This is a genomic window from Mucilaginibacter sp. P2_A5 (assembly GCF_056404995.1).
Window position 1 is genome coordinate 70,107 of record NZ_JBFUCY010000026.1, and the last position, 24,734, is coordinate 94,840.

The window sequence follows — 24,734 nt, forward strand, 5'->3', positions numbered from 1 at the left end:
AGATTTCAAACCAGATCTATTGCCGGGGCTTCAACGCCGATAAACTCTAAAATTGGGCCGTTCGGAACTTTTGACAGCGCGGTTAATCGTCCACAGGGTAAAACCAGTTACTAAATAATCCCATACAAACATTAAAGGATCATTTTTTTATAGTCATTTAGAAAATGGCAACTAAATAGTTTTCAAGCTATATGCAATCTCCATCTCAAAACCCAAAGTTTTGTTCAAAATTTAAAAAGAATGGTAATGTTTTTAATTTCTAGTGATTTTATTCACAAATAGTCGATATATTTATTAGGTTAAAAAAATCGAATCCCAGTGCCCCTAAAACTCAAAACATCACGATGAACCAACTTCCTAAACGTCTCTTATCTATTGATGTCCTCCGTGCCGTCACTATGCTGCTTATGATATTTGTTAATGACGCCAGTGGCGTAAAGAACATCCCCGAATGGATAGATCATGCCAATGGGAAGGCAGACGCAATGGGTTTTGCAGATACCATTTTCCCTGCGTTTTTGTTCATTGTAGGGCTTTCGTTGCCTTTTGCCATCAAAAACAGGATGAATAAGGGCGATTCTTTCTTATCAATATTAACATATATACTTACCCGCAGCGCTGCACTGATCATTATGGGCTTTTTCCATGTAAACCTGGAAAACTATGCCCGAACTGCAGGTATCATACCCCAGGCATTATGGGCTATATTAATAACTATAGGTTTCTTCCTTATCTGGCTGGATTATCCCGAAACAATGACTAAAGCAAAGCGGTACACATTTATCGGCGCGGGGATTTTGCTGCTCATCGTTATGGCTGTAATTTATAAAGGAGGCGAAGACGGTGTAATACAGGGTATGCGTCCTCACTGGTGGGGTATTTTGGGTATCATTGGCTGGGCTTACCTGGTATGCGCACTGGTATATCTTTTGGCCAAGGGGAAATTGAATATCATGGTAATTGCCCTGCTTGCTTTTGTAGCTATAAATATTGCCAGGCATGCCGGTGTTTTCAAGTTTAAAATTCCCGTGCTGGGCGATGCATCAGCAGTTTGTTTAGTAATGGGTGGCGTTATCATCTCAGAGATCTATGCGCTGCTTGTATCAAAAAATAAAACTCAATTATTGTGGGTAATATTTGGCGCAACAGGCGTGTTGCTAATTGTACTGGCTTTTTTGATCCGTCCGTATGCCGATGGCATTTCAAAAATACGCTCTACCCCAGCCTGGATCTTTATATGCAGCGGTATTACCATATTGGTTTTTGAACTGATGATCTTCCTGGTGGATGTTAAGGGTAAAAAGAATTGGTTTAAACTGATCTGGCCTGCCGGCACCAGTACGCTTACCTGTTACCTGCTGCCCTACTTCCAGGTGTATATATTGAAGCTTTTTCACCTAAAGTATCCCGATATATTTAATAATGGAATCATCGGGCTGGCGCGATCCATGGCTACCGGGTTTATATTGATAGCCCTGGTCGGTTTAATGGAGAAGAAACGTATCCGCCTGAAAATTTGAAGTCCTGAGCCCGAAGTTCTAAGTCCTAAGCCGGAAGTCTTGAATTAAAAGCGACAATTTAAAACTCGCCTTTGTACTTCAGACTATTGACTTCAGACTCAGGGCTTAAGACTTACTACTTAACACCCGCTGCCCAGAAAATAGCATTTGTAACCAGCTTAACCCAGGCCGGGTTATCCAACAGGTTTGGTGAATGACCCATAAAAATATAAACGTTGCGGGCTTTAACATGTTCGTTTGTCCATACCACAGGGTGATCTCCCATTTTAATATCGCCCTGTGGTTCATAGGTTGATTCATCAACGCTTGCCAGTACATGAACATTGGGTCGCGGGCTTTTATCATAAGTATACCACTCTTCCTGTTCAATCCGGAAGAACGCGGGCACGCCTTTCATAACCGGGTGCTGCTTATCCTCCACATTTACTTGTCCTTTAGCAAACGTTCCAATATAATTTTTCCAGCTGATACCACCCATAAAATCCGAAAACCATTGCCATTCATGAAATCCGTCAAACTCGCCAAGCAAGGTGGCATGATGAAAACCAACCCATCCGCCCCTGCCTTCGGTAATATACTTTTTAAATGCGGCAGCGGCGCTATCCGGCCAGCCATAGGGTACATAATCCAGCTGCAAAATCAACTGGTAACGGCTTAAAAATTCATCGTTAATTTTATCTGGTTTTTGGATATAGTCGATAGTAAACCCCTTTTCGGAAGCCAGTTTATCCAGCCATACGGTAGCGCGTTTTGAAAACGCAATGTGGTGCCCGCCATTCTCATACAGCGCCAGTACCTTAAAATGTTTGGGCTGGGCTTTTAAACTAACCGAGGCCCAAAGCGCCGATACAATGAGGAATAGTATTTTTTTCATGAGGGGATTTGTAATCATATTATAATCCGGAAAGCCCGGAGGAAACCCGGGCTATTTGATTGACCAGCCGTTCCACCGGAACGCCCGGATCATGCGGAACGCTTTGGAACGCCTTAGCGTTGAATATCAACGTCTTATACATTCTCAAAAACACAACATGGAACACTATTTGTTCTGATTATCAATACTTTAACTTTCAACTAAAAAACTAACACTTTAATGCCGAAACTCAAAAATAAAGCACCAAAAATTAACATTTATGATATAATAAAAGTACAATATTTGACACAAATACTGCAAACATTTGCGTGTAAATATGGTTAGCTTTAAACATTAAATTATCACTTACATTTAACCTTCTACCCTATGACCAATTACCCATCAAATGACGATAACAAAATTGCAGGTATCGTTAGTTACTTTTTTATTTTAGGATGGCTTATAGCCTATTTCGCGCTTTATCAAAATAAAAAAACCTACCTGGCAAGTTACCAGCTCAGGCAAACCTTACTATTTCACCTGGTTTCAATAGTGATTTACTATGCGGCCGGAGCCATCTTTTTTTCATTCGGCGCATCGTTAGGGAGTATTCTATTTTGGATTGTAAGGACCGGGCTGTTCATCATCTGGGTTATTGGATTTATCGGGGCATTACAAGCCGAGCAAAAACCAATGCCACTAATCGGCGAAAGAGCCCAGTCGCTATTTTCGGGGATATGAGTAGTCAATAACTTTTAGGATGGAGTAGGTATTGGCCTACTCTTTTTCCAATAACTTCTTTGATTCCTCAAGCTTATCCTTTTCCTCCTTTTCGAGCGCAGGGTATTTTAGTTTCAAATTATTTAAAGTTTCAAGAACAATGGTAGAAATGGCAATCCGCGTAAACCATTTTTTGTCGGCCGGTATAACATACCACGGGCAATCTTTGGTAGCCGTTTCTTTAATGGCCTTTTCATAAGCCCGCATGTAATCATCCCATTTTTCCCGCTCTTCAATATCGGCGGCCGAAAATTTCCAGTTCTTTTTTGGATCATCAATTCGTTTTAAAAAACGCAGCTTTTGCTCCTGTTTAGATAGGTTCAGATAAAATTTGATAATCACCGTGCCGTTATCGGTAAGGTGCTTTTCAAACGCCCGGATGCTTTCATAGCGTTTATCCCAAAAACCGGTACCGATATCTTTTACATCGTTTATACCCGGCAAATGTTCTTTTAGTAGAAGGTCTGGATGCACTTTGGTCACCAGCACATTTTCATAATGCGATCGGTTGTGAATCCCTATCCTGCCCCTTTCGGGTAACGACCGGTAATGCCGCCACAAAAAATCATGTTCATAATCTTCGGCGCTGGGTTGCTTAAAGCTATAAACCTGGCACCCCTGCGGGTTTAAGCCCGATAAGGTATGTTCAATGGCGCTATCTTTCCCGGCAGCATCCATCGCCTGGAAAATGATGAGCAGTGCGTATTTATTGGCCGCATAAAGTTCAGTCTGCAGGTCAAAGGTCTCGGCTATCAGTCCCTTTAAAACCTTTTGGGCATCGGCCTTTTTAAAACCATCGGCATAAGCCGGATCAAAATCTTTCAGTGTAAAATCTTTGCCATCACTAACCCTGAATTTATTGGTTAAATTGCTCATGAAAATATTGTTATTTAGCAATATACTATGCAAACCTTTATTTTGCAGTAACCGTTAACACAACCCTGCCGCCGGTTTGCACAGGCATATCTAAACGAGAACTTATTAGCCTGCCATTTGTTTTATTTATCACATATTCACCTTCAGCTTTATGGTCCCTTGTCAGCGATTTAAAGCCCTGTATATTGGCATCAACATGAATAATAACATTATCTTTAGTAATATCTGTCACTGTATAGGTGTAGGTATTAGTGGTTGATAAAAATGTAGTTTGTGGCTGCCCTGCCCAACTATAGCCTACTTTTACTTTTTCATCCGGGAATATTAGCTGTATTTTGGCAGCATCAACCGGCGCTGCTACAGCTTTGCCTGCTGATGAAAAAGGCCTGGTTACCTCGCCTCTTGAATTAAATTCTATACTATAGTAAGTATGCAACGCCTCCTGGAGTGTTTTATCCAATGCCAACGCCGCTTCGTCCATATCCGAATACTTATCATTCGAATCATAATGTTCTATCTTTTCGCCGGTTTTGGTATCCGATTTCACGCTTCTTAAATATGCCGTCATCACAATTGAATTACCGTTATTAGTAACAGAATCAACAATCATCGAAACTTCTGTTTGATTATGCATACTGAAATAAGTTCCGCCTATCGCGTTCTCATCTAACTCAAAAACCTGCTCGTCGCCTTTATTGTATTTAAGCCTGAGTAATACCGATTCGTTGTTTTTGTTACAACCAAGCAAAAAGCAAACTGATAATAATAGGGCGATGTATTTTATTTTCATGACTTGGTTATGGTTATGGCTAAAGATAAGAAATATCTTTATTCCGGCCCCGATTTACTAAAACATAACCAAAGGGAAGCCTTAAAACTTTATTACCTCATGTAATAGCTTTTAATGCCGAGATAGGTAGCCCCTACGGGGCATAAAAGAGTTTTAGATAAATATTGCTACAAACGGGTAGCCCCTACGAGGCAAGCACCTTTTAGCATGGTGCCTCGTAGAGGCTACCCGTTTGTAGAACAAAGTCAAATCTATCTTTTGCCCCTAGGGGTTACCTTTCGTTAACGGCAGTTTGCGGCACTATTGCCCCGAAACGTAACCTGTCTTTTATTTATTTTTCATCCTGATTATTTTAATTGCGTATTTTGTGCGCCGGCAAAATAATATAGGGTTAACCTAAAATTTACCTGTTTATTTTACGTTGATAATATTTGCTAAACATTTTATGATTTAGTAGCATAATTTTACATCTTTACCCAATGTTCAGAGAAATACGAAACCGGTTTCTGCGATTCCTTGTTATTTTCATATACTTCGTTATCATCTTTTTTTGCTCCATAGAGCTTAACTTCCTTTGGTTATCGGGATACTCTCCTGACATGCAGGATATTAAAAATCCGGTATTATCAGTCGGTTCAGAAGTTTATACTGCCGATGGTAAACTGATAGGCCAGTATTATAAAGAAAACCGCTCCCCTGTTGACCTTAAACACATTTCTCCCAACCTGGTAAACGCGCTTGTTGCTACAGAAGACGTAAGGTTTTACAGTCATGGTGGCGTTGATTTTTATTCCTTTTTTACCAGCCTGCTTTCTACCGCAAAAGGCGACCGCCGCGGCGCAAGCACCATTACCCAGCAGCTGGCCAAAAACCTGTTTGAAACCCGCAAACGTAAATCAGAAGGGTTTATAAAACATGTGCCCTTTGTGCGCACAATTGTTTATAAATGTAAAGAGTGGCTTACCGCTTTTAAAATTGAGCACGTTTACAGCAAGCAAAAAATTCTTGAGCTATATTTCAATACAGTTCCTTTTGGAAATAATAGTTATGGCATTAAAACGGCTACATTAAAATATTTTAATAAACAGCCAGACCAGGTTAACCCGGCCGAGGCGGCCCTGTTGATTGGTATGCTGAAAGCCACGTCAAGTTACAATCCCATCCGTAACCCCGCACGGGCTACCGAACGCCGCAATATTGTTTTAGGCCAGATGCAAAAGTATGGCTACATCACCAAAGATCAATTTACGGCCAGCACACAATCGCCCATAAAACTCGATTTAAGTTATGTAGAACAGGATTCGCACGGCGACTCCTATCTTCGCCGCGCGGTTGAAAAATGGCTGGATAAATGGTGTAAAGACAATGGCTATGACCTGTACGAAGATGGCCTGAAGATTTATACCACGATAGATTCGCGGATGCAGCAATACGCCGAGGAAGCCGTTGCCGAAAAAATGAAAATGCTGCAAAAGCGTTTTTACAACCTATGGGGCAATAAAATCCCCTGGCGCGATTCGAAAGGTGTCGAAATCAAAGATTTCATCTTAAAAAACGAACAAAAGCTACCTATTTATAAATTGCTGAATAAAAAATTCAACGGTGATACCGTAAAGATAGGTGAGTACTTTAAAACCAAAAAGCGGATGACCGTTTTTACCTGGCATGGCGAGCAGGATACCACTTTTTCGACCATTGATTCTATTAAATATTACGCCAAACTTTTAAATACCGGGATGATGACGCTTGAACCATCAACAGGTAAAATAAAGGTTTGGATTGGCGGTATCGATCATCGCTTTTTTAACTACGATCACGTAAACCAATCGCGCAGGCAGGCAGGATCTACATTTAAGCCCTTTGCCTATCTTACCGCGCTTGATAACGGCTATACCCCCTGCGATAAATTCACAGATCAGCCTGTAACTATCAAATATAAGGACAATGGTAAAGACGAAGTATGGCAACCAAACAATGCCGATTTCCACTTCTCGTACCAGGAAATGTCGTTACGCTGGGCTATGGGCAAATCGGTAAACTCCATTACCGCGCAGCTTACCGAAAAAGTTGGCTGGGATAAAATTGTACAGTATGCACACAAATGCGGTATCGAAAGCCCGCTGAAATCGGTCCCTTCGGTATCATTGGGCTCCAATGATGTTTCGGTTTATGAAATGGTACGTGCATATAGTACCTTCCTGAATAAAGGCCAAAAAATTGATCCATTGCTGGTAACTAAAATAACCGACCAGCAGGGGAACGTGCTTGACGAATTTGAACTGAAATCAGAAAAGGTGTTGAGCGAAGAAACTGCCTGGCTGATGCTTTATATGTTCCGTGGTGGTATGGAAGAGCCGGGAGGTACCTCACAAGCTTTATGGGAATATAACGGCCTTTGGAAAAAAGACAACCAGATTGGCGGCAAAACCGGTACTTCATCCGATTATGTTGACGGCTGGTACATGGGCATTACCAAGGACCTGGTAACCGGTATCTGGGTTGGCGCCGATGACCGGAGCGTGCACTTTACATCGTCCGAAACCGGCGAAGGGTCACACACTGCACTGCCCATTTTCGGCCGTTTTATGGAGAAGGTTTATGCCGATCAAAAATTGGGCTATACTTACGGGCCTTTCCCAAAACCATGGAGTAAGATCACCAAAAGCTATAATTGCCCGTCGCCGCATATTGCTGTTGATACTGCCGAAGTAGATAGCACAAGCAACCCAATTGATACTACCAACGTTATACCTACACCAACCACTACGCCCGAAAATCCTGAAACAACACCTGTTAATCAAAAATAAAGGTATTTTAGGGTAAGAATGTGTATGTACAAGTTTTAAATATCAATCGGCAGGCCCCACAGCCTGCCGATTATTCATTAAATTAGCCGTATTCTATTTAGTTTGAATTATGAATAAAACCTACTCATTGTTAAACAACGCTAAAAAGTTCAGCTTTATATTGATACTGCTTATCTGTTCGCTGCTCATCAGCAATAGCGCCAGGGCGCAATATTTCGGTCAAAATAAAGTACGGTATAAAAATCTCAAGTTTAAAGTTTACAAAACCCCGCATTTCGAGATCTACTATTACATCAAAAACGATAGCATGATTAAACGCTTTGCCCAGGAAAGCGAATTGTGGTACACCCTGCACCAACAGGTTTTTAAGGACACTTTCAAGACAGCCAATCCCATCATTTTATATGCCAACCATCCCGATTTTCAGCAAACTACCGCCATTGACGGCGAAATTGGCGTTGGTACAGGCGGTATTACCGAAGGTTTAAAAAACCGTGTGGTAATGCCGGTAATGGAAACCAACCAGATGACACGCCACGTTATCGGGCACGAGTTGGTGCATGCTTTCCAGTACCATGCCCTGTTAGGTGGAAATCAGAACGAGAATTTTGAGAACATCAATAATATTCCATTGTGGATGATAGAGGGTATGGCCGAATACCTGTCGTTAGGTAAAAAAGATGCCTATACCGCTATGTGGATGCGCGATGCTTACCTGAACCATGATATCCCCACCGTCCGCGATTTAACAGAGAGTAATAAATATTTCCCATACCGTTACGGCGAGGCTTTCTGGTCGTTTTTAGGGTCGACTTATGGTGATACCGTGATAGTGCCATTCTTCAAAAATACAGCCCGCTATGGCCTCGCCTACGGCATCAGGCGCACTTTTGGGTACGACGATAAAACGTTATCCCGCCTCTGGAAAAACTCGATAGAAAGCACTTACAAGCCATTTTTGAAGGATACCGTACAAAAGCCTGTTGGTTTAAAACTGGTAGATAAAGATAACGGCGGCGATCTTGTGGTTGCCCCCGCGGTAAGCCCAGATGGTAAATACCTGGCCTTTCTATCGGCCAAAAGCCTGTTCAGTATCGACTTGTACCTGGCAGATGCCCGAACGGGTAAAATTTTACGGAAGCTCACAAGTAAGGTTTCCAACACGCACATAGATGAGTTTAACTTTATCGAATCGGCCGGCGCCTGGTCGCCGGATAGTAAGCGGTTCGCGTTCAGTGTGTTCAGCAAAGGGCGTAACCGTATGGAAGTAGTCGATATTAATAACGGACGCGTTCTTGACGATGTATCGATGGAGCAGGCAGAGCAATTTAGCAACCTCTCCTGGTCGCCCGATGGTAAGGACATTGTTTTTACCGGGCTTGTTGAGGGCCAAAGCGATTTGTACTCCTATAATTTCGACACAAAAAAGGTTAAGCAGCTTACCAACGATAAATACACCGATTACCAGCCAACCTATTCAAGAGATGGCAAAAAGGTTCTATTTTCAAGTGACCGCTCCACTTACGACCAATCATTAGAGCAGGCCATCACCTTTAACCTGGCCGAGTTTGACCTGGCCACCGGCAAAGTAACCGATATAAAAATATTTAACGGGGCCAACAATTTAAACCCGCAGTACTCGGCCGATGGTTCGCAAATCTACTTCCTGTCCAACAGGGATGGTTTCCGCAATATGTACCGCTATACCATCAGCACGGGCCAGGTTGAACAAATGACCGACCTGTTTACGGGAATCTGCGGTATTACCGAATTTTCGCCTGCATTAAGTATCTCTGCTAATGATGATGTGGTTTACTCCTACTACCGGGCACAAAAATATGCCCTGTACAACGCCAAAGCATCAGCGTTTAAACCAATTGCTTTACAACCACAAGCTGTAGATTTTAGCGCGGCTATGCTGCCCCCTCCCCGCGCCGTGGGCGTCGATCTGATCAATTCAAACCTAAACAACTTCCTGGCTTACCGGAAAATCCCTGCCGATTCTGTAAAGGAAATCCCCTATCGCCCTAAATTCAAGCTTGATTACCTGGCAGGCAGCGGTGTTGGCATTGGCGTAAGCAGCTTTTACGGTACCAGCCTGTCAAGTGGTATCCAGGGTGTTTTCAGCGATATATTGGGCCGTAACCAAATTTTCGCGGCAGCATCCGTAAACGGTCAAATTTATGATTCGGGCGCAGCTGTAACTTATGTTAACCAAACCGGCCGATGGAATTTGGGTACAGGTATATCGCATATTCCCTACCTTTTTGGTTTACAAACCGAAACCTTCCCAACACAAAATGTGGGCGGCAAAAATGTAAAAGTATTATCGCAGAATACGGATATCATTCGCAATTTTGAAGATGCCGCCAAGGTATTTACCTCCTATCCCATCAATAAAACAAACCGTTTTGAAGTAAGCGCGGGCGCCTCCTATAATTCTTATCGCGTTGACCGGTATAGTGATACTTATAAAATAGATACCTTAACCGACGCCAATAACAATACCACGTTAAACTATACCTATCTCAATTCGGATAAAAAGAAAGTTGCCAATGCCGAAGAAAGCGCCCTGCTTAATTATAATTTAAAATCATACGCGCTTTTCCAGGTGTCGACAGCATTAGTTGGCGATAACTCCTTTTTTGGCGTAACAGCTCCGTTAAACGGTTTCAGGTACAGGTTAGAGGCCGGTTACAATTTCGGCACCTACAAATTCTTTTCGCCAACTATCGATCTTCGCAAATATGTAAGGGTTGAACCCGTAACCTTTGCCGCCCGTTTTTATGGCTATGGCCGCTTTGGCGATTCGAATGGAATTTACCCGTTGTTTATAGGTTACCCTTTTTATATCAGGGGCTATGAAGGACAAACCTTTTACAATAACAATAGCAAGGCATCAAACGGCTTTAATATCGACCAGTTGTCGGGCAGCAGGATGGCGGTATTTAACTTTGAAACCCGCCTGCCATTTACCGGGCCCGAAAAACTGGCCCAGATAAAATCTAAATTCCTGTTTACCGATCTGAACCTGTTTTTTGATGCAGGCCTGGCCTGGAATGCCGGCGAACGTATCTATTTCCAGAAAAATCCCCCGGTTTTAAGCAGGACAGCCGTTGTAGATGAAAACGGTGTGCCACAAGTTGATAGCAACGGCAACCCCGTATTTAATACAACTTATGGCCGCGTACCCGCTTTAAGCGCCGGTATATCATTAAGGGTAAACGTTTTTGGGGCCTTTGTACTGGAGCCATATTTTGCGATACCTTTTAACCGTACCGACGTTAAGAAGCCAGTATTTGGTTTGGGCTTTACACCGGGGTGGTAATGCATTCATTAAAATATATTTAAGCGGCTATGTGCCGCTTTTTTTATTTAAAACCTAAATTAGCAAAAACAGTTAACTATTTGATTGTTATACCTGTAACCAACCCACTATGAAAAATTTGATAATACTTGCTGCTTTGCTTTTATTAGGTTCTACATTATTTGCGCAAACAAAGGCTGTAAACCCTAAAGCAATTGGCCCGCTAAAAGTTGCGGCGGGCGATAGCATGCGGCCTGCAAACGATATTGTTAAAAACTTAGCTATATCCAAAGACCTATCGGTATTTTATAATTTCATAAAAGCAGCTAACCTGGCGCTAACTTTCGAAAGCCGCGGGCCAGTTACCATATTTGTCCCTGTTAATAACGCCTTTCAGAACCTGCCTGCCGGACGGCTCGATTCATTGATGAAGCCTTCACATATTTGGGAACTCACGGCTATTTTAAGTTACCATGCTATACCAGGCCGTTTAAAGGTAAAAGATATTGAAAAACAAGTTAACAAAAATAAAGGCCTCGCTACTTTTACAACGCTTGCGGGCGTTAAGCTTAGTGCAAAAATTGATGCCAACCGCAATATAGTTTTGATTGACGAAAATGGCGGAGAATGTATCATAAACCGTTTTGATGTTGAGCAAAATAACGGGATGCTGCATGTGGTAAACAAGGTGCTGCTTCCTAAAGCAAAGGTTATATAACTGTCCCTTGCGATAACGCATTTGCAACATATATAAAACAATAAGAGGAAAAGCAAAATGAGTTTCACCTTCTTTGCGGCTTTAGCCGGAGGGTCGGCCAGCGTAGCGTAGCCGGGGTGAGTCGTGATCAGCGTTAAAAAGCCGATGTTTGTGTAAAACCAAACACATCATAGGTAGCCTGTCGAAGGGTGACGGCTCAATTACTCGCATAAGTAAACACATCATCCCCATTTTTTCAGGGTTACTTAATGGGAATTTTATGACAAACCACTTAAAATACAATTACGTATTTTAAATATGATTAGCTGTAAGGATAACTTAAACTTTACGTCTAATGTGTAAATCATAGTTTATAAAAACCGAAATGAATAGGACAATGAAAAAATCATTTTTTGCAATAGCTATACTAAGCATTATAACAGCCTTTGGCTGCCAAAACAGCAGCGGCCAGGCTAAACGCAAACTAAGTAAACCGGCGGCGGAGTGGGAAAAAATACTTACACCCAACCAATACCACATTATGGTTGAAAGCGGTACCGAACCTCCTTTTAAAAACGAATACTGGAACAACCACGAAAAGGGTGTTTATGTAAGCGCTGCCACAGGCGAAGTACTATTCAGTTCTGAGGACAAATTTGATAGCGGCACAGGGTGGCCAAGCTTTGTAAAAGCCGTCGACCCCAAAAAAGTTGCCGTTGTTACAGATAACAGCTACGGCATGAGCCGTGACGAGGTTATCGAAAAAAGTACAGGCCTGCACCTTGGTCACGTTTTTGACGATGGCCCTGCCGACCGTGGCGGCAAACGCTTTTGCATGAACTCGGGTGCTTTAAAATTTATTAAAAAGTAATAGCACGCCTGTTAGCGTTTACCGAAGGGCGCAGTTGTGGCCTGGTACGTATCCCGCTTTCATATTTTAAACCAATGGTCAGATCTACCCAGTCAGGGTTAACCGGTCTGATCATTTTTTCTTTTTGGGGCCTTGTGTAGGTGCTTACTGTTTTAAAGCGCTCCATCGCCTGCTCTTCGGTATTAATCTCCTCAAAATACACTAAACGGTTAAGCTGCTGTGCGCTATCAAAAAACAAGGTGGGCATATCGCTGTAAAACTGCAGCGTTTTTACCAGGTCTGAACATAAGCCTACGTGCAGGTTTTTCCTGTTTCTGTCGGTGATGATATATACAAAACGTTTCATTTTTTGATAAAAATTTTGGTGAATGAATAAATATTACTAACTTTATGAGCATAAAATTACTAATAAATTTAGCAAATGCAAATTTTATGTCAATAATTTCACAAAATATTAAGTTCCTTCGCAAAAAGAAGGGAATTACCCAGCAACAATTCGCTGATGAAGTAGGTATAAAACGCTCATTAGTAGGAGCTTATGAAGAAGAGCGCGCCGAGCCGAAATACGAGTTACTAAAACAATTAGCAATCTATTTTGACATTAGCATTGATGATTTTATTAATGAAACCATTAACGAAAAGTGGGTTCCTAAACCCAAAGGTAACCCGGCAAACCTGCGCGTGCTGAGTATTTCTGTTGATAAAGAGGATAACGAAAACATTGAAATGGTACCGCTTAAGGCCAGCGCCGGCTATTTAAATGGGTACGCCGATCCGGAATATGTAGCCAAGTTGCCTAAGTTTTATTTGCCGATGTTTAAGCAGGGCACCTACCGTGCTTTTGAAATAAAAGGCGATTCGATGTTGCCTATAGTATCAGGCGATATCATCATAGCCGAATACCTTGAAAACTGGGCCGATGTAAAACCGGGCGAAACCTACGTAGTGATATCAAAAGATGATGGCGTGGTATATAAACGGATAGGTAACAAATTTAAAGACCATAAGAAGCTAAAGTTGATATCTGACAACCCGGTATACGAACCGTATGAAATAAACGGAGAAGATGTGTTGGAAATTTGGAAGGCAAAGGGCTATATATCAACCCAGTTACCACAGCCAACACCCGAGCCAACCATGGAAAGCCTCACCAATATGATGGCCCAGATGCAACGCTCGATATCCAATTTACAACAAAGCAACAATTAAGTTACATCAGCTTTCTTAAACCTTTGCGTTATATCTTTATCTTAAGATTAAAAACGTAAATAAATTAAAAGAGCTATGAAAAAATTTCTGTTGATGTGCTGTTTCCTGATGGGGATTGCAGCAGTAAGCCATGCACAAGGTGGCGGTATGAGAAAGAGCCCCGAAGACAGGGCTAAAGACCTACAGACACAGTTAAAGTTAACTGACGACCAAACCGCCAAAGTTACGGCTGTTTATAAAGAACAGGCAGTAAAAATGGATAGCGTACGTACTGCAGCCAACGGCGACAGGGACGCCATGCGCAGTGCCATGATGCCCATGAGAAAAGCTACTAACGAAAAAGTGAAAGCTATTTTAACACCCGACCAGGCTACTGCATTTGACAAAATGCAAAAAGATATGATGGACAGGATGAGACAAGGTGGCGGAGGCGGTGGAGGCTCCCAAAATTAACTCAATATACTTTGATAAAAGAAGCGGCGATGAGCCGCTTTTTTTATTTTTGCACGGTAAAGAGCTAAAAGCAGAAAGCTTAAGGCAGAAAGCTCAGCCATAGATATACCGATAAAATATTCCATAAATTGATATCAGCCAACGATTACCTGAAAAACAAACTTGATGAGCGAAAGGCTGCAGGCATATACCGCAGCCTGAAACCAGAAAACGATCTTGTTGATTTTTGTTCAAACGATTACCTGGGTTTCGCGCGGTCGCCGGTATTAAAAAAATATATTAAAACTGAATTGGATAGCAATCCATTGAGTTTAAACGGATCAACCGGCTCAAGGCTGCTTTCGGGAAACTCGCGGTATGCCGAAGACCTGGAACAGGAAATTGCCGCATTTCATGGGTTTGAAGCCGGTTTATTATTTAATTCCGGTTACGATGCCAACCTCGGCCTGCTCTCGTCCCTGGCGCAACGGGGTGATACCATCATACTCGATGAGTTGACGCATGCATCAGCCATCGACGGTGCACGGTTAAGTTATGCCAACCGGTACAGCTTCAAACATAACAGTATTGAAAGCCTGGAGGCCAAATTAAAGGCATCTAAAGGCAATTGCTATGTGGTTGTAGAAAGTATATATTCCATGGATGGCGATTCGGCCCCGCTAAAAGATATCGCCGGTTTAACAAAAAAGTACGGCGCGCATTTAATTGTTGATGAAGCACATGCGGTTGGTTTGTACAAAAAGGGTTTAATAAACGAGCTCGGTCTTCAAAACCATGTATTTGCGGCGGTTGTTACTTTTGGCAAGGCCCTTGGCTGCCACGGGGCCATTGTATTAGGCGGCAATATGTTTAAAGATTACCTGGTTAACTTTGCCCGGCCATTCATTTATAGTACGGCCCCCTCCTTTCATCATTTAGCGTCAATAAAAATGGCCTATCAGCTATTAAATAATGTTGAAGAGGAAGTTATCGCCCTAAAAAACAACATCGCATATTTTAAAAACCATATTGAAGTCAATAGTGATTACCCTTTATTGAAAAGCGATAGCGCTATCCAATGTATTATTTTAAAAAGCAATGACAAAGCCATCCTGATAGCAAACACCTTACAATCAGCCGGTTTAGATGTACGGCCCATTTTAAGCCCTACTGTTGCGGCCGGAACAGAACGTATAAGAATATGCCTGCATAGCTTTAATACCTTAAATGAGTTAGCTTTGCTTTGCAATACAGTAAATAATTTTATTAATGTCCGTTAAACAACCCATTTTTATTACCGGCATTGGCACCGGTGTAGGCAAAACCATAATATCGGCAATTGTAACCGAAAAATTAAAGGCGGATTACTGGAAACCCATCCAATCCGGCGACCTGGATAACAGCGATACTCAAAAAGTACAAAGCCTGGTTTCCAACCCGGTTACACAATTTCATCCCGAGGCCTACCGCCTTACACAACCTTTTTCGCCTCATAAATCTGCCGCCATTGATAAGGTTACTATCGATATGGAAAATATCACCATGCCAAAAACCGATAACCAGCTGGTGATAGAAGGCGCCGGTGGCCTTATGGTGCCTTTGAATGATAATTTTTTGATGATAGACCTCATCAAACAGCTTAATGCCCGGGTAATCGTAGTATCGCAAAATTATCTGGGTAGCATCAATCATACTTTATTATCGCTGCATGCCTTAAAAAAATATAATATCCCGGTTATGGGCATTGTATTTAACGGGCCGAAGGACATCTACTCAAAAACATATATCCTTAACTATTCCGGGTTTCCGGAACTTGGGCAAATCCCGATGTATGATAACCTTGGAAAAAAATCGGTCATTGAAGCTACCGCGCTAATCAATTTATAAAAGCATACCTTTTGCAAAACAAATTATTTGCGCCAACTTAGCATTTATATAACCTGTTAATATGATGAAAAATATAACCGTTATTGGATCGGGCACTATGGGTAACGGTATTGCCCACACTTTTGCGCAATATGGCTTTGAAGTATCGCTGGTTGATATTAATGCCGTTGCATTAAATAATGCCATACAAACCATCACCAACAATCTTGACAGGCAACTGAAAAAAGGCAGCATAACTGAGCAGGATAAAACAAATGCACTAAGCCGGATAAAAACCTATACCGATTTAAAAGAAGGCACCACCAACGCCGACCTGGTTATTGAAGCCGCCACCGAAAACCGGGAAATTAAACTCAAATTATTTAAACAGCTAAGTGAAATTTGTTCCGGCGATGTTATTCTCGCCTCCAATACATCGTCTATATCCATCACCGAAATTGCGGCGGCTACTAAAAACCCCGGCAATGTAATTGGTATGCACTTTATGAACCCTGTACCTGTAATGAAGCTGGTGGAGGTAATCAGGGGCTATTCTACAACAGATTCGGTTACGCAAACCATTATGCAACTGGCCCAAACCCTGGGTAAGGATCCTGTTGAAGTAAACGACTACCCCGGCTTTGTTGCCAACCGCATTTTAATGCCCATGATTAACGAAGCCATTTATACCTTGCACGAGGGCGTGGCCGGAGTACGGGAAATTGATACCGTTATGAAATTAGGCATGGCCCACCCCATGGGCCCCCTGCAATTGGCCGATTTTATTGGCCTTGATGTTTGCCTTGCTATTTTAAAAGTGCTGTATGATGGCTTTGGCAATACCAAATACGCCCCCTGCCCCCTGCTGGTAAACATGGTTACAGCAGGCCACCGCGGAGTTAAAAGCGGCAGCGGTTTTTACCAGTATGCGGCGGGCAGTAAAGAGTTGGTGGTAGCAAACAAGTTCACCAAACCTTCATTAAACCTATAATTCCTAAAACTGTCAAACATCTGTAAGTAACCATTAAACATTTTACAGATGAAAACAATTGCGAAAACAGGATTAGTATTAGCCTTATCCGCTTCACTATTTACATCTTGCGCAGCCGACTACTATGTAGCCGAACGCCCCGCCGAACCTATATATGTACGCCCGGCAGCACCCTATCCCGGCGCCTATTGGGTACCCGGCGAATGGGCCTGGCGTGGCGGTAGCTATGTTTATATAAACGGGTATTATGCACGGCCGCGTGCCAATCGTGTTTATGTACAAGGCTACTGGCATCCCGTGCGCCATGGCTATGCATGGCACAGGGGTTATTGGAGGTAAGCGAAGCCCCCTAACCCCCTAAAGGGGGAACAATAGTTTTAAAAGCAAAACGCATAGTCAACCAAATGACTATGCGTTTTGCTTTTAAACTCCCCCTCCAGGGGCCAGGGGCTCTACATTCTCTCAGGCACATCGATACCTAACAAAGCCATTCCTTTGCTGATTACTTTGGCTGACGAAGCGGAAAGTTCCAATCTAAATTGTTTCAGCACCTCATTTTCTGCCTGTAGTATCGATTTTTCGTGGTAAAACTTGTTGTAAGTCTTAGCCAATTCGTAAACGTAGTTGGCAATAATAGCGGGGCTATAGCCATTGGCGGCATCTGTTATTACCGTCGGGAATTGGGTTAATAAAACAATCAGGTCGCGTTCTACTCCATCAATTTCAGATATTGATATCTGATTCGTCTGCTGATAATTTGCTTTACTTAAAACTGATTTGATACGGGCGTGAGTATATTGAATAAACGGCCCGGTATGTCCCTCAAATTCTACCGATTCATTAGGATCAAATAGCAGGCGTTTTTTAGGATCAACTTTCAGCAGGAAATATTTTAGTGCGCCCATGCCAATAGTATGGTATAGTTGCAACTTGTATTCGTTGCTAAAACCATCCACTTTACCCATGGCGTCGGTTTTTTGTTTAGCTGTAGCATTCATCTCGGTTATCAGGTCATCAGCATCAACTACCGTACCTTCGCGCGATTTCATTTTGCCGGATGGCAAATCGACCATGCCGTACGATAAATGAAACAGGCCGCCGGCACCGGCTTTGCCTAATTTATTCAGGATCAGAAAAAGTACTTTAAAGTGATAATCCTGTTCGTTACCAACCACATAGATGGATTTATCCATGTGGAAGTCGTTATATTTCAGCTGGGCCGTACCTAAATCCTGGGTAATGTAAACAGATGTGCCATCAGCGCGTAAAACCAGTTTTTCGTCGAGCCCGTCGGCAGTCAGATCTATCCAAACTGAACCATCCGGTTTTTTAAAGAAAACGCCCTTTTCCAGGCCCTCGTCAATAATATCTTTACCTAACAAATAGGTGTTCGATTCGTAATAGTACTTATCAAAATCAACACCCAGTTGCTTATAAGTTTCGGCAAAACCCGCGTAAACCCAGCCATTCATGGTTTTCCAAAGGTCAAGAACTTCAGCATCGCCAGCTTCCCATTTTTGGAGCATTTGCTGAGTTTCAACCATCAGCGAGGTAACGTTTTTTGCTATCTCTTTGATCTTATCTTCCTCGGCGCCAATTTTATCGGTTAACTCAGCAATAAGTTTGGTTTCGTCTTCGGGTGTAGCGTATTTTTTTGCTTTTAGTTTATCGATACTGGTGAGCAGCGCTTGTATTTTCTCTTTTTGATTATCATTAAATAGCGTCAGATCGTTTTCCTCGTAAACGCGTTCCAGGATCGGCACTAATTGTTTTCTTAGTTCCTTATCAAACAACACATAATATTTGCCCACCAAATGATCGCCTTTCAGGCCCGATGACCCAGGTGTTTCGCCATTACCAAACATTTGCCAGGCCAGCATAGATTTACAAATGTGGATTCCTCTATCGTTCACCAGGTTTGCCTTCACAACATCGTATCCGGCAGCTGCCAGAATTTGTGCTACCGAAAAGCCTAAAAGGTTATTGCGGATATGACCCAGGTGCAATGGCTTGTTGGTATTTGGCGATGAATATTCAACCATTACCTTTTGTCCATTAGGCCTGGCAACCGCAAAATTCTCGGGTAATATCTGGTTATATAGCTGACCAATCCAATATTCGTCGCTTAACGAGATATTTAAAAACCCCTTAACTACATTGAAGGCGGCAACTTCTTTTAAATCATTTTTAAGGTATTCGCCAATTTCTGTACCTGTTTGCTCCGGCCCTTTGCGCGAAAATTTGGTAAACGAAAAAGTGACAATAGTAACCTGTCCCTCAAATTCTTTACGGGTTTCCTGTAAGCTAATAGCGGCCGGGGCTACATCTGTTTGGTACAAATGTTTAATGGCTTTAACGGCCGCTTCAATAATAAAATCCATGCGGCAAAATTAATTAAATTGGGGATACTGGCTGAATAAATTTGAAGACAGGAAAAGAATGAACTATATTACCAATTGAAGTTTTTCAATACGTTCAAAATGCTTTTTATTTAAAGTAGCGCAAGGAATATTATTGCTAATGGCAGTTGCAGCAATAAATAAGTCAGCAAATTCAATTATTTTATTAATCTTTTTTTGCTCAAAATTAATTTTTGATGCTGCTATCGCCGTCTGTGTATCAAACGGTAAAACAATCATCTTCTGAAAAAAGTCATTCCAAAATTCAATCTGGTCATCAAATGCCCCGGCGTATATTTCAAATTGTGTAACTGTGGACACTGCAAATCTTTGATTGGCTTTGGTTATTTGAAAAAGAGCAGTTTTAGTTTGATCCTTCTTTCTAAAGTGTTCGATTAGGATTGAAGTATCAAGCAGGATTATTCCGTCCGCCATTTGTTTAGATGCTTTCTTATTTCTTTGTAGTTTTTATATTGCTCATCACTAATTACCGGTCCATTTAAAAGGAATTTCTGAAAGTCAGTGAGTTTATCTTCTGGCAATTTCTTTTTCTTTATACCTGTTTGGGTCGTCGGCTTACTAAGCTCTTCCTTCAAAATTGCCCGCTTATCTTCAGGCAATTGCTGCACAGCGTGCAACAAGTCATCAAACCCTATTTCTTCCTTCAAATCCATATTCAAATATAATCAATATTTAAAAGAATATTTAATCTGCGCATTTCAATTTTAATGCTCTACTACCTTTTCTCATTTATTTTCTGATAGATTTGTGTTTGATCTTTCCCACTTATGACAGTTAAAAATTCTGATTTTAAAATAGATGTAACCTCCGAAATTGGCACCCTGCGTACCCTGCTTATTCACAGTCCCGATAGTGGCCTTGGCAAAGTTGTACCTTCAAAAGCACAGGATTGGCTTTTTGAAGATATAGTGCACCTGGATACCATGCGCCGTAACGAGTATGATTATTATGTGAAACTGCTGCTCTATTTTTTAGATCCGGATAAAATAAAAGGCAAGCTGCAACAGGTAGAAAGCGATTACGAACGCGGGTTTTTTAAACCTGACAATGCCAACTTCCATGCATCAAACAACGTTATCGAAATACAAACCCTGCTGGCCGATATTTTACAACAGCCGGATATTCGTAAAAAACTGGTGGCTTCTGTTTGTGCAATTGAGAGTTGTAATTACCGGTTGCAGCAACAATTAATAGATACAGACCCTGTTGAGCTGGCCAAGATCTTTATTTCGGGATCATTGAATGATGATGAGATGATCTTCGCCCCTATTCCCAATCTCATTTTTTCGCGCGACTTGGGGATAGCGATAAACAACCACATGCTGCTTAACAAACCGGCTAAAAAAGCCCGCTTCCGCGAAACTTTGCTGATGCGGTATATATTTTTTAACCATCCGCTGTTTGCATCTTATCAAAATAATATATTAGAGATCCCGGAAACAGCCCAGCATTTTTTGCGCCCGGGCGAGGATAACCAGGAAAAAACCACTTTAGAAGGTGGTGATGTAATGATGGTAAGCCCGCAACACCTGTTGATTGGTTGCAGCGAGCGTACCTCTATCAGCGGCGCCAATGAGGCTATTAAATTGTTGTTTGATAACGATGTTGTAAAAAAAGTAACCATTGTAAAAATACCGCATAAGCGGGATTATATGCACATTGATACGGTATTTACCCAGGTAAAGCGTAATACCTGGGTGCTGCTGCGCTCATTGGCTGTGGCCGAGGCGCCGTTGGAAGAGCAGGAACCAATGTCGTGGTTTGCCGAAAAAAAATCAAAGGACAAGACCGAGATTGTACAGTTCAGGAAAGACAAGAAACCCAAGGTATTTAATTGCCTTGAAGACCTATTATCCAGCATCAGCGAAAAAGACCTGCAGTGCGAAGACAAAACCAGGTTCATTTATTCGGGCAACAATATATTCCCTTTTGACTCGCGCGAACAGTGGACAGATTCATGCAACCTACTAGCTTTAAAAGAGGGTGTGGTGTTAGGATACGACCGCAACGACAAAACAGTTGAAGCATTTAAACAAAGCGGCTTTGAAATAATACGGGTAAACGACCTGCTCCAAAAATTCGAGACCGGCGAACTGGATCCAAAAACTTTAACAGATACCTTAATTTTAATGCCATCGGCAGAACTTTCCCGTGCCCGCGGTGGTTTTCATTGTATGAGTATGCCTTTGCTAAGAGATAAAGTGATTTAATTGTCTCAACTTGGATTCATCGGATTTATGGATTATTCGGATTGTCTTGCAAATCAAATCCAAGAATCTGATAAATCCGATGAATCCAAGTTCAGACAAAAACCATTGACCCATGACTAATACCCAATCAACATCAAATATATTAATGATCCGGCCAGTAAGTTTCGGCTTTAATGAACAAACTGCCGAAAGCAATGCTTTCCAAAACCGCGATGCAGATCAGCAGGCCGTGCAGGATAAAGCACTTGCCGAGTTTGATCGCTTTGTTAACACATTGGAACATGCCGGCGTACAGGTAACCGTGGTGAACGACACACCACAACCCCACACCCCCGATTCTATTTTTCCGAATAACTGGGTGTCATTTCATGATGACGGTACAATTTTTCTTTACCCCATGCAGGCCGAAAACCGCAGGCTGGAACGGCGGGAGGATATCATCACCAACCTGGAAGACCAGTTCAAAGTAAGCCATATTATCGACCTGAGCCGTTTTGAGGCCGATCACCGTTTTTTGGAGGGCACGGGCAGCATGGTGCTGGACAGGGAAAATAAAATCGCCTACGCCTGCCTGTCGCCACGGACTGATAAACAGGTATTGGATTTATTTTGTGAACAAGCCGGTTACAAAGCCATCAGCTTTGACGCAGCCGACGAGCATGGCAAAGCTATTTACCATACCAATGTATTAATGTGCGTGGGCAGCAAATTCGCGGTTATTTGTGCCGATAGTATCCCAAATCCGCATGAACGTATCGTGGTTTTAGAATCGCTTAAATCAAACCAAAAGGAAGTTATCACCATCAGCTTTGAGCAAATGAACCGTTTTGCAGGCAATATGCTCGAGGTGAAGAATGATAAGGGTGAAACACTCATCGTGATGTCGAAAAATGCATTTAATGCTTTGGACAGTGAACAAAAAACGACGTTAGAAAAATATGGCAATTTGGTGTATGCTGATATAAACACTATAGAAACCAATGGCGGCGGAAGTGCAAGATGTATGATGGCCGAGGTGCATTTGCCCCATAGTTAATAGCCAATAGATCATGGTTCATGGCAACTGCAATTTCCACCATGAACTATGATCTATGAACTATGAACCACAACGCACAAACAAATTACATTCAAACCATAAATTTTATCCCAACAAATAGCCAATTATTCCGTTTTAAAATCACATTTTTGCCCCAAATTTTTTAAGGATGCAGAGTTACCAGGAATTTCTTGATTTAAGTGTTGGCTTCCCCCAGGATGGTTTTGAAATCATCGACGACGAACTATACTTTCAGGACCTTAATTTAATGGAGATGATTGAAACGTACGGCACCCCCCTACGCTTTACTTATCTGCCACAGATCTCCAAAAAGATCCAGCAGGCCAAACTGTTGTTTCAGCAGGCTATCATCAAAAATAACTATCGCGGCAGCTATAAATATTGTTATTGCACCAAAAGCTCGCACTTTAAGCACATCGTTGAAGAAGCGCTTAAAAACGAGATCCACCTGGAAACATCATCAGCATTTGATATGCCGATGATTGATGCCCTGGAGAAAAAAGGCGCCGTTAATAAAGATATTACCGTAATATGTAACGGTTTTAAAACCTTCCAGTACAAAACCTACATTATTGATATGCTGCATGATGGCTTTAAAAACATCATCCCGGTATTGGACAATAAGGAAGAGTTTAACCTGTACGACGACGAGATTGAGATGGATACCCCATGTAACCTGGGCATCCGGATAGCGGCTGAAGAGCAGCCCGACTCACAGTTTTATACTTCCCGTTTAGGGGTACGCATGGAGGATATCATCGATTTTTATCACAATAAAATTGAGGATAACCCCAACTTCCAGGTTAAGCTGCTGCATTTTTTCATCAACTCGGGTATTTCAGATACCCCGTATTACTGGAACGAGTTGGAAAAATATGTAACGCTTTACTGCAAGTTCAAAAAAGTAAATCCACATTTGGATACGCTTGATATTGGCGGCGGTATGCCGTTTAAGGATTCGCTGGTGTTTGATTTTGATTACGAGTACATGATCAACGAGATTGTGAGCCGTATTAAAGAGATCTGCGCCGAGCATGATACTATGGAACCCGATATTATTACCGAATTTGGTAAATATACCGTTGCCGAGGCATCGGGCATCCTGTACAAAGTATTGGGCCGTAAACAACAAAATGACCGCGAGCGCTGGTTAATGCTGGATGGTTCGTTCATCACTAACCTGCCCGATGTTTGGGCGCTTAACCAAAAATACATCCTGTTACCCGTAAACAACTGGGACAGCGAGTATGAGCGGGTGAACCTTGGCGGCATCACCTGCGACGGCCAGGATTACTACAACCAGGAAGCGCATATGAACAGCGTGTTTATGCCAAAAACCCGTAAAGTACAATACTTAGGTTTCTTTAACACAGGCGCCTACCAGGAAGTACTAAGCGGCTACGGCGGTATCCACCACTGTTTATTACCATCACCAAAACACGTTATCATTCGCCGCAACCGCGACGAAACATTTAACTTTGAGGTATTTGGCGAGGAGCAAAACAGCAAGCAGGTATTAAAAATCCTGGGTTATACCACTTAGGCCAGTTGGCAGTTTTGAGTTTGCAGTTTGCAATATGATATTTATAGCGGTGATTTTCGTCATCGCTATTTTTTTGAACTTAATTTTCCCTACTTAGTAATTGAACTGCGTTATCTTTTATTATCCGCGCTTTTCAAAAAAATCTGGCACCTTTATCTGCCAACAATTTTGTTAAAGCCCGGCTATTTTATTTTCGCGCGCAAATCACTACCTTGTAGTTACAAAATACTATGAAGCCAACCAATGAACATGACTGGAAAGCATGGATCAGTCCAAAAAGTTGGGGGAAAAGAAAAAAAGTATTTGTTTTGCGGTCAGAAAAACGAATACTAAAGCATTGCAGTCACCCCACGAAACCCTTGTCCGGCTGATCTTACCTGAAGGCCTTTTAGATTATTTTGAATTGATCAGTGTAGCTCAACTGAGCTCAGGACTTAACATTTACCTGGAAGAAAAGAATATTCCACCTGCCGGTTATGAAACGGTTAAGCTGGAGTCCAAAGGC

General features: G+C 42.0%; 23 protein-coding genes and 1 pseudogene. 16 read left to right on the forward strand and 8 right to left on the reverse strand.

Annotated elements, in window-relative coordinates:
* Positions 1–344 precede the first annotated feature (344 nt).
* Positions 345–1,520 carry a DUF5009 domain-containing protein gene (locus AC1DXF_RS21400; protein WP_477450740.1) on the forward strand — a complete coding sequence of 392 codons (1,176 nt, stop codon included), beginning with the start codon at positions 345–347 and terminating at the stop codon, positions 1,518–1,520.
* Between the two features lie 115 nt (positions 1,521–1,635).
* On the opposite strand, the gene AC1DXF_RS21405 is transcribed toward AC1DXF_RS21400, so the two are convergent.
* A complete protein-coding gene (locus AC1DXF_RS21405; RefSeq protein WP_477450741.1) occupies positions 1,636–2,394 on the reverse strand; it encodes a ThuA domain-containing protein in 759 nt (252 codons plus the stop codon).
* Positions 2,395–2,760: 366 nt separating this feature from the next.
* On the opposite strand from AC1DXF_RS21405, the gene AC1DXF_RS21410 reads away from it, so the two are divergent.
* Positions 2,761–3,114, forward strand: coding sequence for a magnetosome magnetite crystal formation protein family (locus AC1DXF_RS21410; RefSeq protein ID WP_477450742.1), 354 nt, complete (start codon positions 2,761–2,763; stop codon positions 3,112–3,114).
* Between the two features lie 36 nt (positions 3,115–3,150).
* Here AC1DXF_RS21410 and AC1DXF_RS21415 read toward each other — a convergent pair whose 3' ends face one another.
* Entirely contained in the window at positions 3,151–4,029 is an 879-nt protein-coding gene (locus AC1DXF_RS21415; protein WP_477450743.1) for a polyphosphate kinase 2 family protein, read from the reverse strand.
* Positions 4,030–4,066: 37 nt separating this feature from the next.
* Positions 4,067–4,819: a DUF6263 family protein gene (locus tag AC1DXF_RS21420; protein ID WP_477450744.1), complete on the reverse strand. Its 753-nt coding sequence runs from the start codon at positions 4,817–4,819 to the stop codon at positions 4,067–4,069.
* A 479-nt stretch (positions 4,820–5,298) separates the two neighbouring features.
* On the opposite strand from AC1DXF_RS21420, the gene AC1DXF_RS21425 reads away from it, so the two are divergent.
* From AC1DXF_RS21425 to msrB, 4 genes are all read left to right on the forward strand, one after another.
* Complete coding sequence (locus tag AC1DXF_RS21425) at positions 5,299–7,626, forward strand: penicillin-binding protein 1A (RefSeq protein ID WP_477450745.1); 2,328 nt, start codon at positions 5,299–5,301, stop codon at positions 7,624–7,626.
* 109 nt (positions 7,627–7,735) lie between these two features.
* Positions 7,736–10,954, forward strand: a complete 3,219-nt coding sequence (locus AC1DXF_RS21430) for a tolB protein precursor (RefSeq protein WP_477450746.1) — start codon at positions 7,736–7,738, stop codon at positions 10,952–10,954.
* A gap of 109 nt (positions 10,955–11,063) precedes the next feature.
* Positions 11,064–11,651, forward strand: coding sequence for a fasciclin domain-containing protein (locus tag AC1DXF_RS21435; protein ID WP_477450747.1), 588 nt, complete (start codon positions 11,064–11,066; stop codon positions 11,649–11,651).
* A 376-nt stretch (positions 11,652–12,027) separates the two neighbouring features.
* Positions 12,028–12,501, forward strand: coding sequence for a peptide-methionine (R)-S-oxide reductase MsrB (msrB, locus tag AC1DXF_RS21440; RefSeq protein ID WP_477450748.1), 474 nt, complete (start codon positions 12,028–12,030; stop codon positions 12,499–12,501).
* Here the strand turns inward: msrB and AC1DXF_RS21445 are convergent.
* Positions 12,491–12,847, reverse strand: a complete 357-nt coding sequence (locus tag AC1DXF_RS21445; RefSeq protein ID WP_090650595.1) for a GIY-YIG nuclease family protein — start codon at positions 12,845–12,847, stop codon at positions 12,491–12,493. The genes msrB and AC1DXF_RS21445 overlap by 11 nt on opposite strands.
* Positions 12,848–12,933: 86 nt before the next feature.
* Here AC1DXF_RS21445 and AC1DXF_RS21450 point away from each other — a divergent pair, with 86 nt between their 5' ends.
* Positions 12,934–13,710, forward strand: coding sequence for an XRE family transcriptional regulator (locus AC1DXF_RS21450; RefSeq protein ID WP_477450749.1), 777 nt, complete (start codon positions 12,934–12,936; stop codon positions 13,708–13,710).
* A 75-nt stretch (positions 13,711–13,785) separates the two neighbouring features.
* A complete protein-coding gene (locus AC1DXF_RS21455) occupies positions 13,786–14,163 on the forward strand; it encodes a hypothetical protein (RefSeq protein WP_477450750.1) in 378 nt (125 codons plus the stop codon).
* On the opposite strand, the gene AC1DXF_RS21460 is transcribed toward AC1DXF_RS21455, so the two are convergent.
* On the reverse strand, positions 14,160–14,288 hold the full coding sequence (locus AC1DXF_RS21460; protein ID WP_477450751.1) for a hypothetical protein: 129 nt from the start codon (positions 14,286–14,288) through the stop codon (positions 14,160–14,162). The genes AC1DXF_RS21455 and AC1DXF_RS21460 overlap by 4 nt on opposite strands.
* A gap of 3 nt (positions 14,289–14,291) precedes the next feature.
* Here AC1DXF_RS21460 and AC1DXF_RS21465 point away from each other — a divergent pair, with 3 nt between their 5' ends.
* The 4 genes from AC1DXF_RS21465 (at position 14,292) to AC1DXF_RS21480 (ending at position 17,338) form a co-directional block, all read left to right on the forward strand.
* Positions 14,292–15,422 carry an aminotransferase class I/II-fold pyridoxal phosphate-dependent enzyme gene (locus AC1DXF_RS21465; RefSeq protein WP_477450752.1) on the forward strand — a complete coding sequence of 377 codons (1,131 nt, stop codon included), beginning with the start codon at positions 14,292–14,294 and terminating at the stop codon, positions 15,420–15,422.
* A complete protein-coding gene (gene bioD, locus AC1DXF_RS21470; protein WP_477450753.1) occupies positions 15,412–16,029 on the forward strand; it encodes a dethiobiotin synthase in 618 nt (205 codons plus the stop codon). The genes AC1DXF_RS21465 and bioD overlap by 11 nt, the downstream gene beginning before the upstream one ends.
* Positions 16,030–16,090: 61 nt before the next feature.
* Positions 16,091–16,999: a 3-hydroxyacyl-CoA dehydrogenase family protein gene (locus tag AC1DXF_RS21475; RefSeq protein ID WP_477450754.1), complete on the forward strand. Its 909-nt coding sequence runs from the start codon at positions 16,091–16,093 to the stop codon at positions 16,997–16,999.
* A gap of 48 nt (positions 17,000–17,047) precedes the next feature.
* Positions 17,048–17,338: a hypothetical protein gene (locus AC1DXF_RS21480; RefSeq protein WP_477450755.1), complete on the forward strand. Its 291-nt coding sequence runs from the start codon at positions 17,048–17,050 to the stop codon at positions 17,336–17,338.
* 113 nt (positions 17,339–17,451) lie between these two features.
* Here the strand turns inward: AC1DXF_RS21480 and argS are convergent, their stop codons facing one another.
* The 3 genes from argS to AC1DXF_RS21495 form a co-directional block, all read right to left on the reverse strand.
* Positions 17,452–19,380, reverse strand: a complete 1,929-nt coding sequence (argS, locus tag AC1DXF_RS21485) for an arginine--tRNA ligase (RefSeq protein ID WP_477450756.1) — start codon at positions 19,378–19,380, stop codon at positions 17,452–17,454.
* A gap of 63 nt (positions 19,381–19,443) precedes the next feature.
* Complete coding sequence (locus AC1DXF_RS21490) at positions 19,444–19,833, reverse strand: type II toxin-antitoxin system VapC family toxin (protein WP_477450757.1); 390 nt, start codon at positions 19,831–19,833, stop codon at positions 19,444–19,446.
* Complete coding sequence (locus AC1DXF_RS21495) at positions 19,818–20,072, reverse strand: hypothetical protein (RefSeq protein ID WP_477450758.1); 255 nt, start codon at positions 20,070–20,072, stop codon at positions 19,818–19,820. The genes AC1DXF_RS21490 and AC1DXF_RS21495 overlap by 16 nt, the downstream gene beginning before the upstream one ends.
* Positions 20,073–20,186: 114 nt before the next feature.
* Here AC1DXF_RS21495 and AC1DXF_RS21500 point away from each other — a divergent pair, with 114 nt between their 5' ends.
* The 4 genes and pseudogenes from AC1DXF_RS21500 to AC1DXF_RS21515 form a co-directional block, all read left to right on the forward strand.
* Positions 20,187–21,629 (forward strand): arginine deiminase family protein, encoded by a 1,443-nt coding sequence (locus AC1DXF_RS21500; protein ID WP_477450759.1) that lies wholly within the window; start codon positions 20,187–20,189, stop codon positions 21,627–21,629.
* Between the two features lie 112 nt (positions 21,630–21,741).
* Positions 21,742–22,665 (forward strand): citrulline utilization hydrolase CtlX, encoded by a 924-nt coding sequence (ctlX, locus tag AC1DXF_RS21505; protein WP_477450760.1) that lies wholly within the window; start codon positions 21,742–21,744, stop codon positions 22,663–22,665.
* A 169-nt stretch (positions 22,666–22,834) separates the two neighbouring features.
* On the forward strand, positions 22,835–24,229 hold the full coding sequence (locus tag AC1DXF_RS21510) for an arginine decarboxylase (RefSeq protein WP_477450761.1): 1,395 nt from the start codon (positions 22,835–22,837) through the stop codon (positions 24,227–24,229).
* 262 nt (positions 24,230–24,491) lie between these two features.
* Positions 24,492–24,734: pseudogene (locus AC1DXF_RS21515) on the forward strand (hypothetical protein); the annotation flags it as partial.

Excerpts from the sequence above, each read along its gene's own strand:
- AC1DXF_RS21490 (WP_477450757.1), bottom strand. The coding sequence starts at position 19,833 with ATGGCGGACGGAATAATCCTGCTTGATACTTCAATCCTAATCGAACAC.
- bioD (WP_477450753.1), top strand. The coding sequence starts at position 15,412 with ATGTCCGTTAAACAACCCATTTTTATTACCGGCATTGGCACCGGTGTA.
- AC1DXF_RS21500 (WP_477450759.1), top strand. The coding sequence starts at position 20,187 with ATGACAGTTAAAAATTCTGATTTTAAAATAGATGTAACCTCCGAAATT.
- AC1DXF_RS21480 (WP_477450755.1), top strand. The coding sequence starts at position 17,048 with ATGAAAACAATTGCGAAAACAGGATTAGTATTAGCCTTATCCGCTTCA.
- AC1DXF_RS21510 (WP_477450761.1), top strand. The coding sequence starts at position 22,835 with ATGCAGAGTTACCAGGAATTTCTTGATTTAAGTGTTGGCTTCCCCCAG.
- msrB (WP_477450748.1), top strand. The coding sequence starts at position 12,028 with ATGAAAAAATCATTTTTTGCAATAGCTATACTAAGCATTATAACAGCC.
- ctlX (WP_477450760.1), top strand. The coding sequence starts at position 21,742 with ATGACTAATACCCAATCAACATCAAATATATTAATGATCCGGCCAGTA.
- AC1DXF_RS21495 (WP_477450758.1), bottom strand. The coding sequence starts at position 20,072 with ATGGATTTGAAGGAAGAAATAGGGTTTGATGACTTGTTGCACGCTGTG.
- AC1DXF_RS21475 (WP_477450754.1), top strand. The coding sequence starts at position 16,091 with ATGATGAAAAATATAACCGTTATTGGATCGGGCACTATGGGTAACGGT.
- AC1DXF_RS21425 (WP_477450745.1), top strand. The coding sequence starts at position 5,299 with ATGTTCAGAGAAATACGAAACCGGTTTCTGCGATTCCTTGTTATTTTC.
- AC1DXF_RS21445 (WP_090650595.1), bottom strand. The coding sequence starts at position 12,847 with ATGAAACGTTTTGTATATATCATCACCGACAGAAACAGGAAAAACCTG.
- AC1DXF_RS21410 (WP_477450742.1), top strand. The coding sequence starts at position 2,761 with ATGACCAATTACCCATCAAATGACGATAACAAAATTGCAGGTATCGTT.
- AC1DXF_RS21460 (WP_477450751.1), bottom strand. The coding sequence starts at position 14,288 with ATGGAATATTTTATCGGTATATCTATGGCTGAGCTTTCTGCCTTAAGC.
- AC1DXF_RS21430 (WP_477450746.1), top strand. The coding sequence starts at position 7,736 with ATGAATAAAACCTACTCATTGTTAAACAACGCTAAAAAGTTCAGCTTT.
- AC1DXF_RS21455 (WP_477450750.1), top strand. The coding sequence starts at position 13,786 with ATGAAAAAATTTCTGTTGATGTGCTGTTTCCTGATGGGGATTGCAGCA.
- AC1DXF_RS21415 (WP_477450743.1), bottom strand. The coding sequence starts at position 4,029 with ATGAGCAATTTAACCAATAAATTCAGGGTTAGTGATGGCAAAGATTTT.
- AC1DXF_RS21450 (WP_477450749.1), top strand. The coding sequence starts at position 12,934 with ATGTCAATAATTTCACAAAATATTAAGTTCCTTCGCAAAAAGAAGGGA.
- AC1DXF_RS21435 (WP_477450747.1), top strand. The coding sequence starts at position 11,064 with ATGAAAAATTTGATAATACTTGCTGCTTTGCTTTTATTAGGTTCTACA.
- AC1DXF_RS21420 (WP_477450744.1), bottom strand. The coding sequence starts at position 4,819 with ATGAAAATAAAATACATCGCCCTATTATTATCAGTTTGCTTTTTGCTT.
- AC1DXF_RS21400 (WP_477450740.1), top strand. The coding sequence starts at position 345 with ATGAACCAACTTCCTAAACGTCTCTTATCTATTGATGTCCTCCGTGCC.
- argS (WP_477450756.1), bottom strand. The coding sequence starts at position 19,380 with ATGGATTTTATTATTGAAGCGGCCGTTAAAGCCATTAAACATTTGTAC.
- AC1DXF_RS21405 (WP_477450741.1), bottom strand. The coding sequence starts at position 2,394 with ATGAAAAAAATACTATTCCTCATTGTATCGGCGCTTTGGGCCTCGGTT.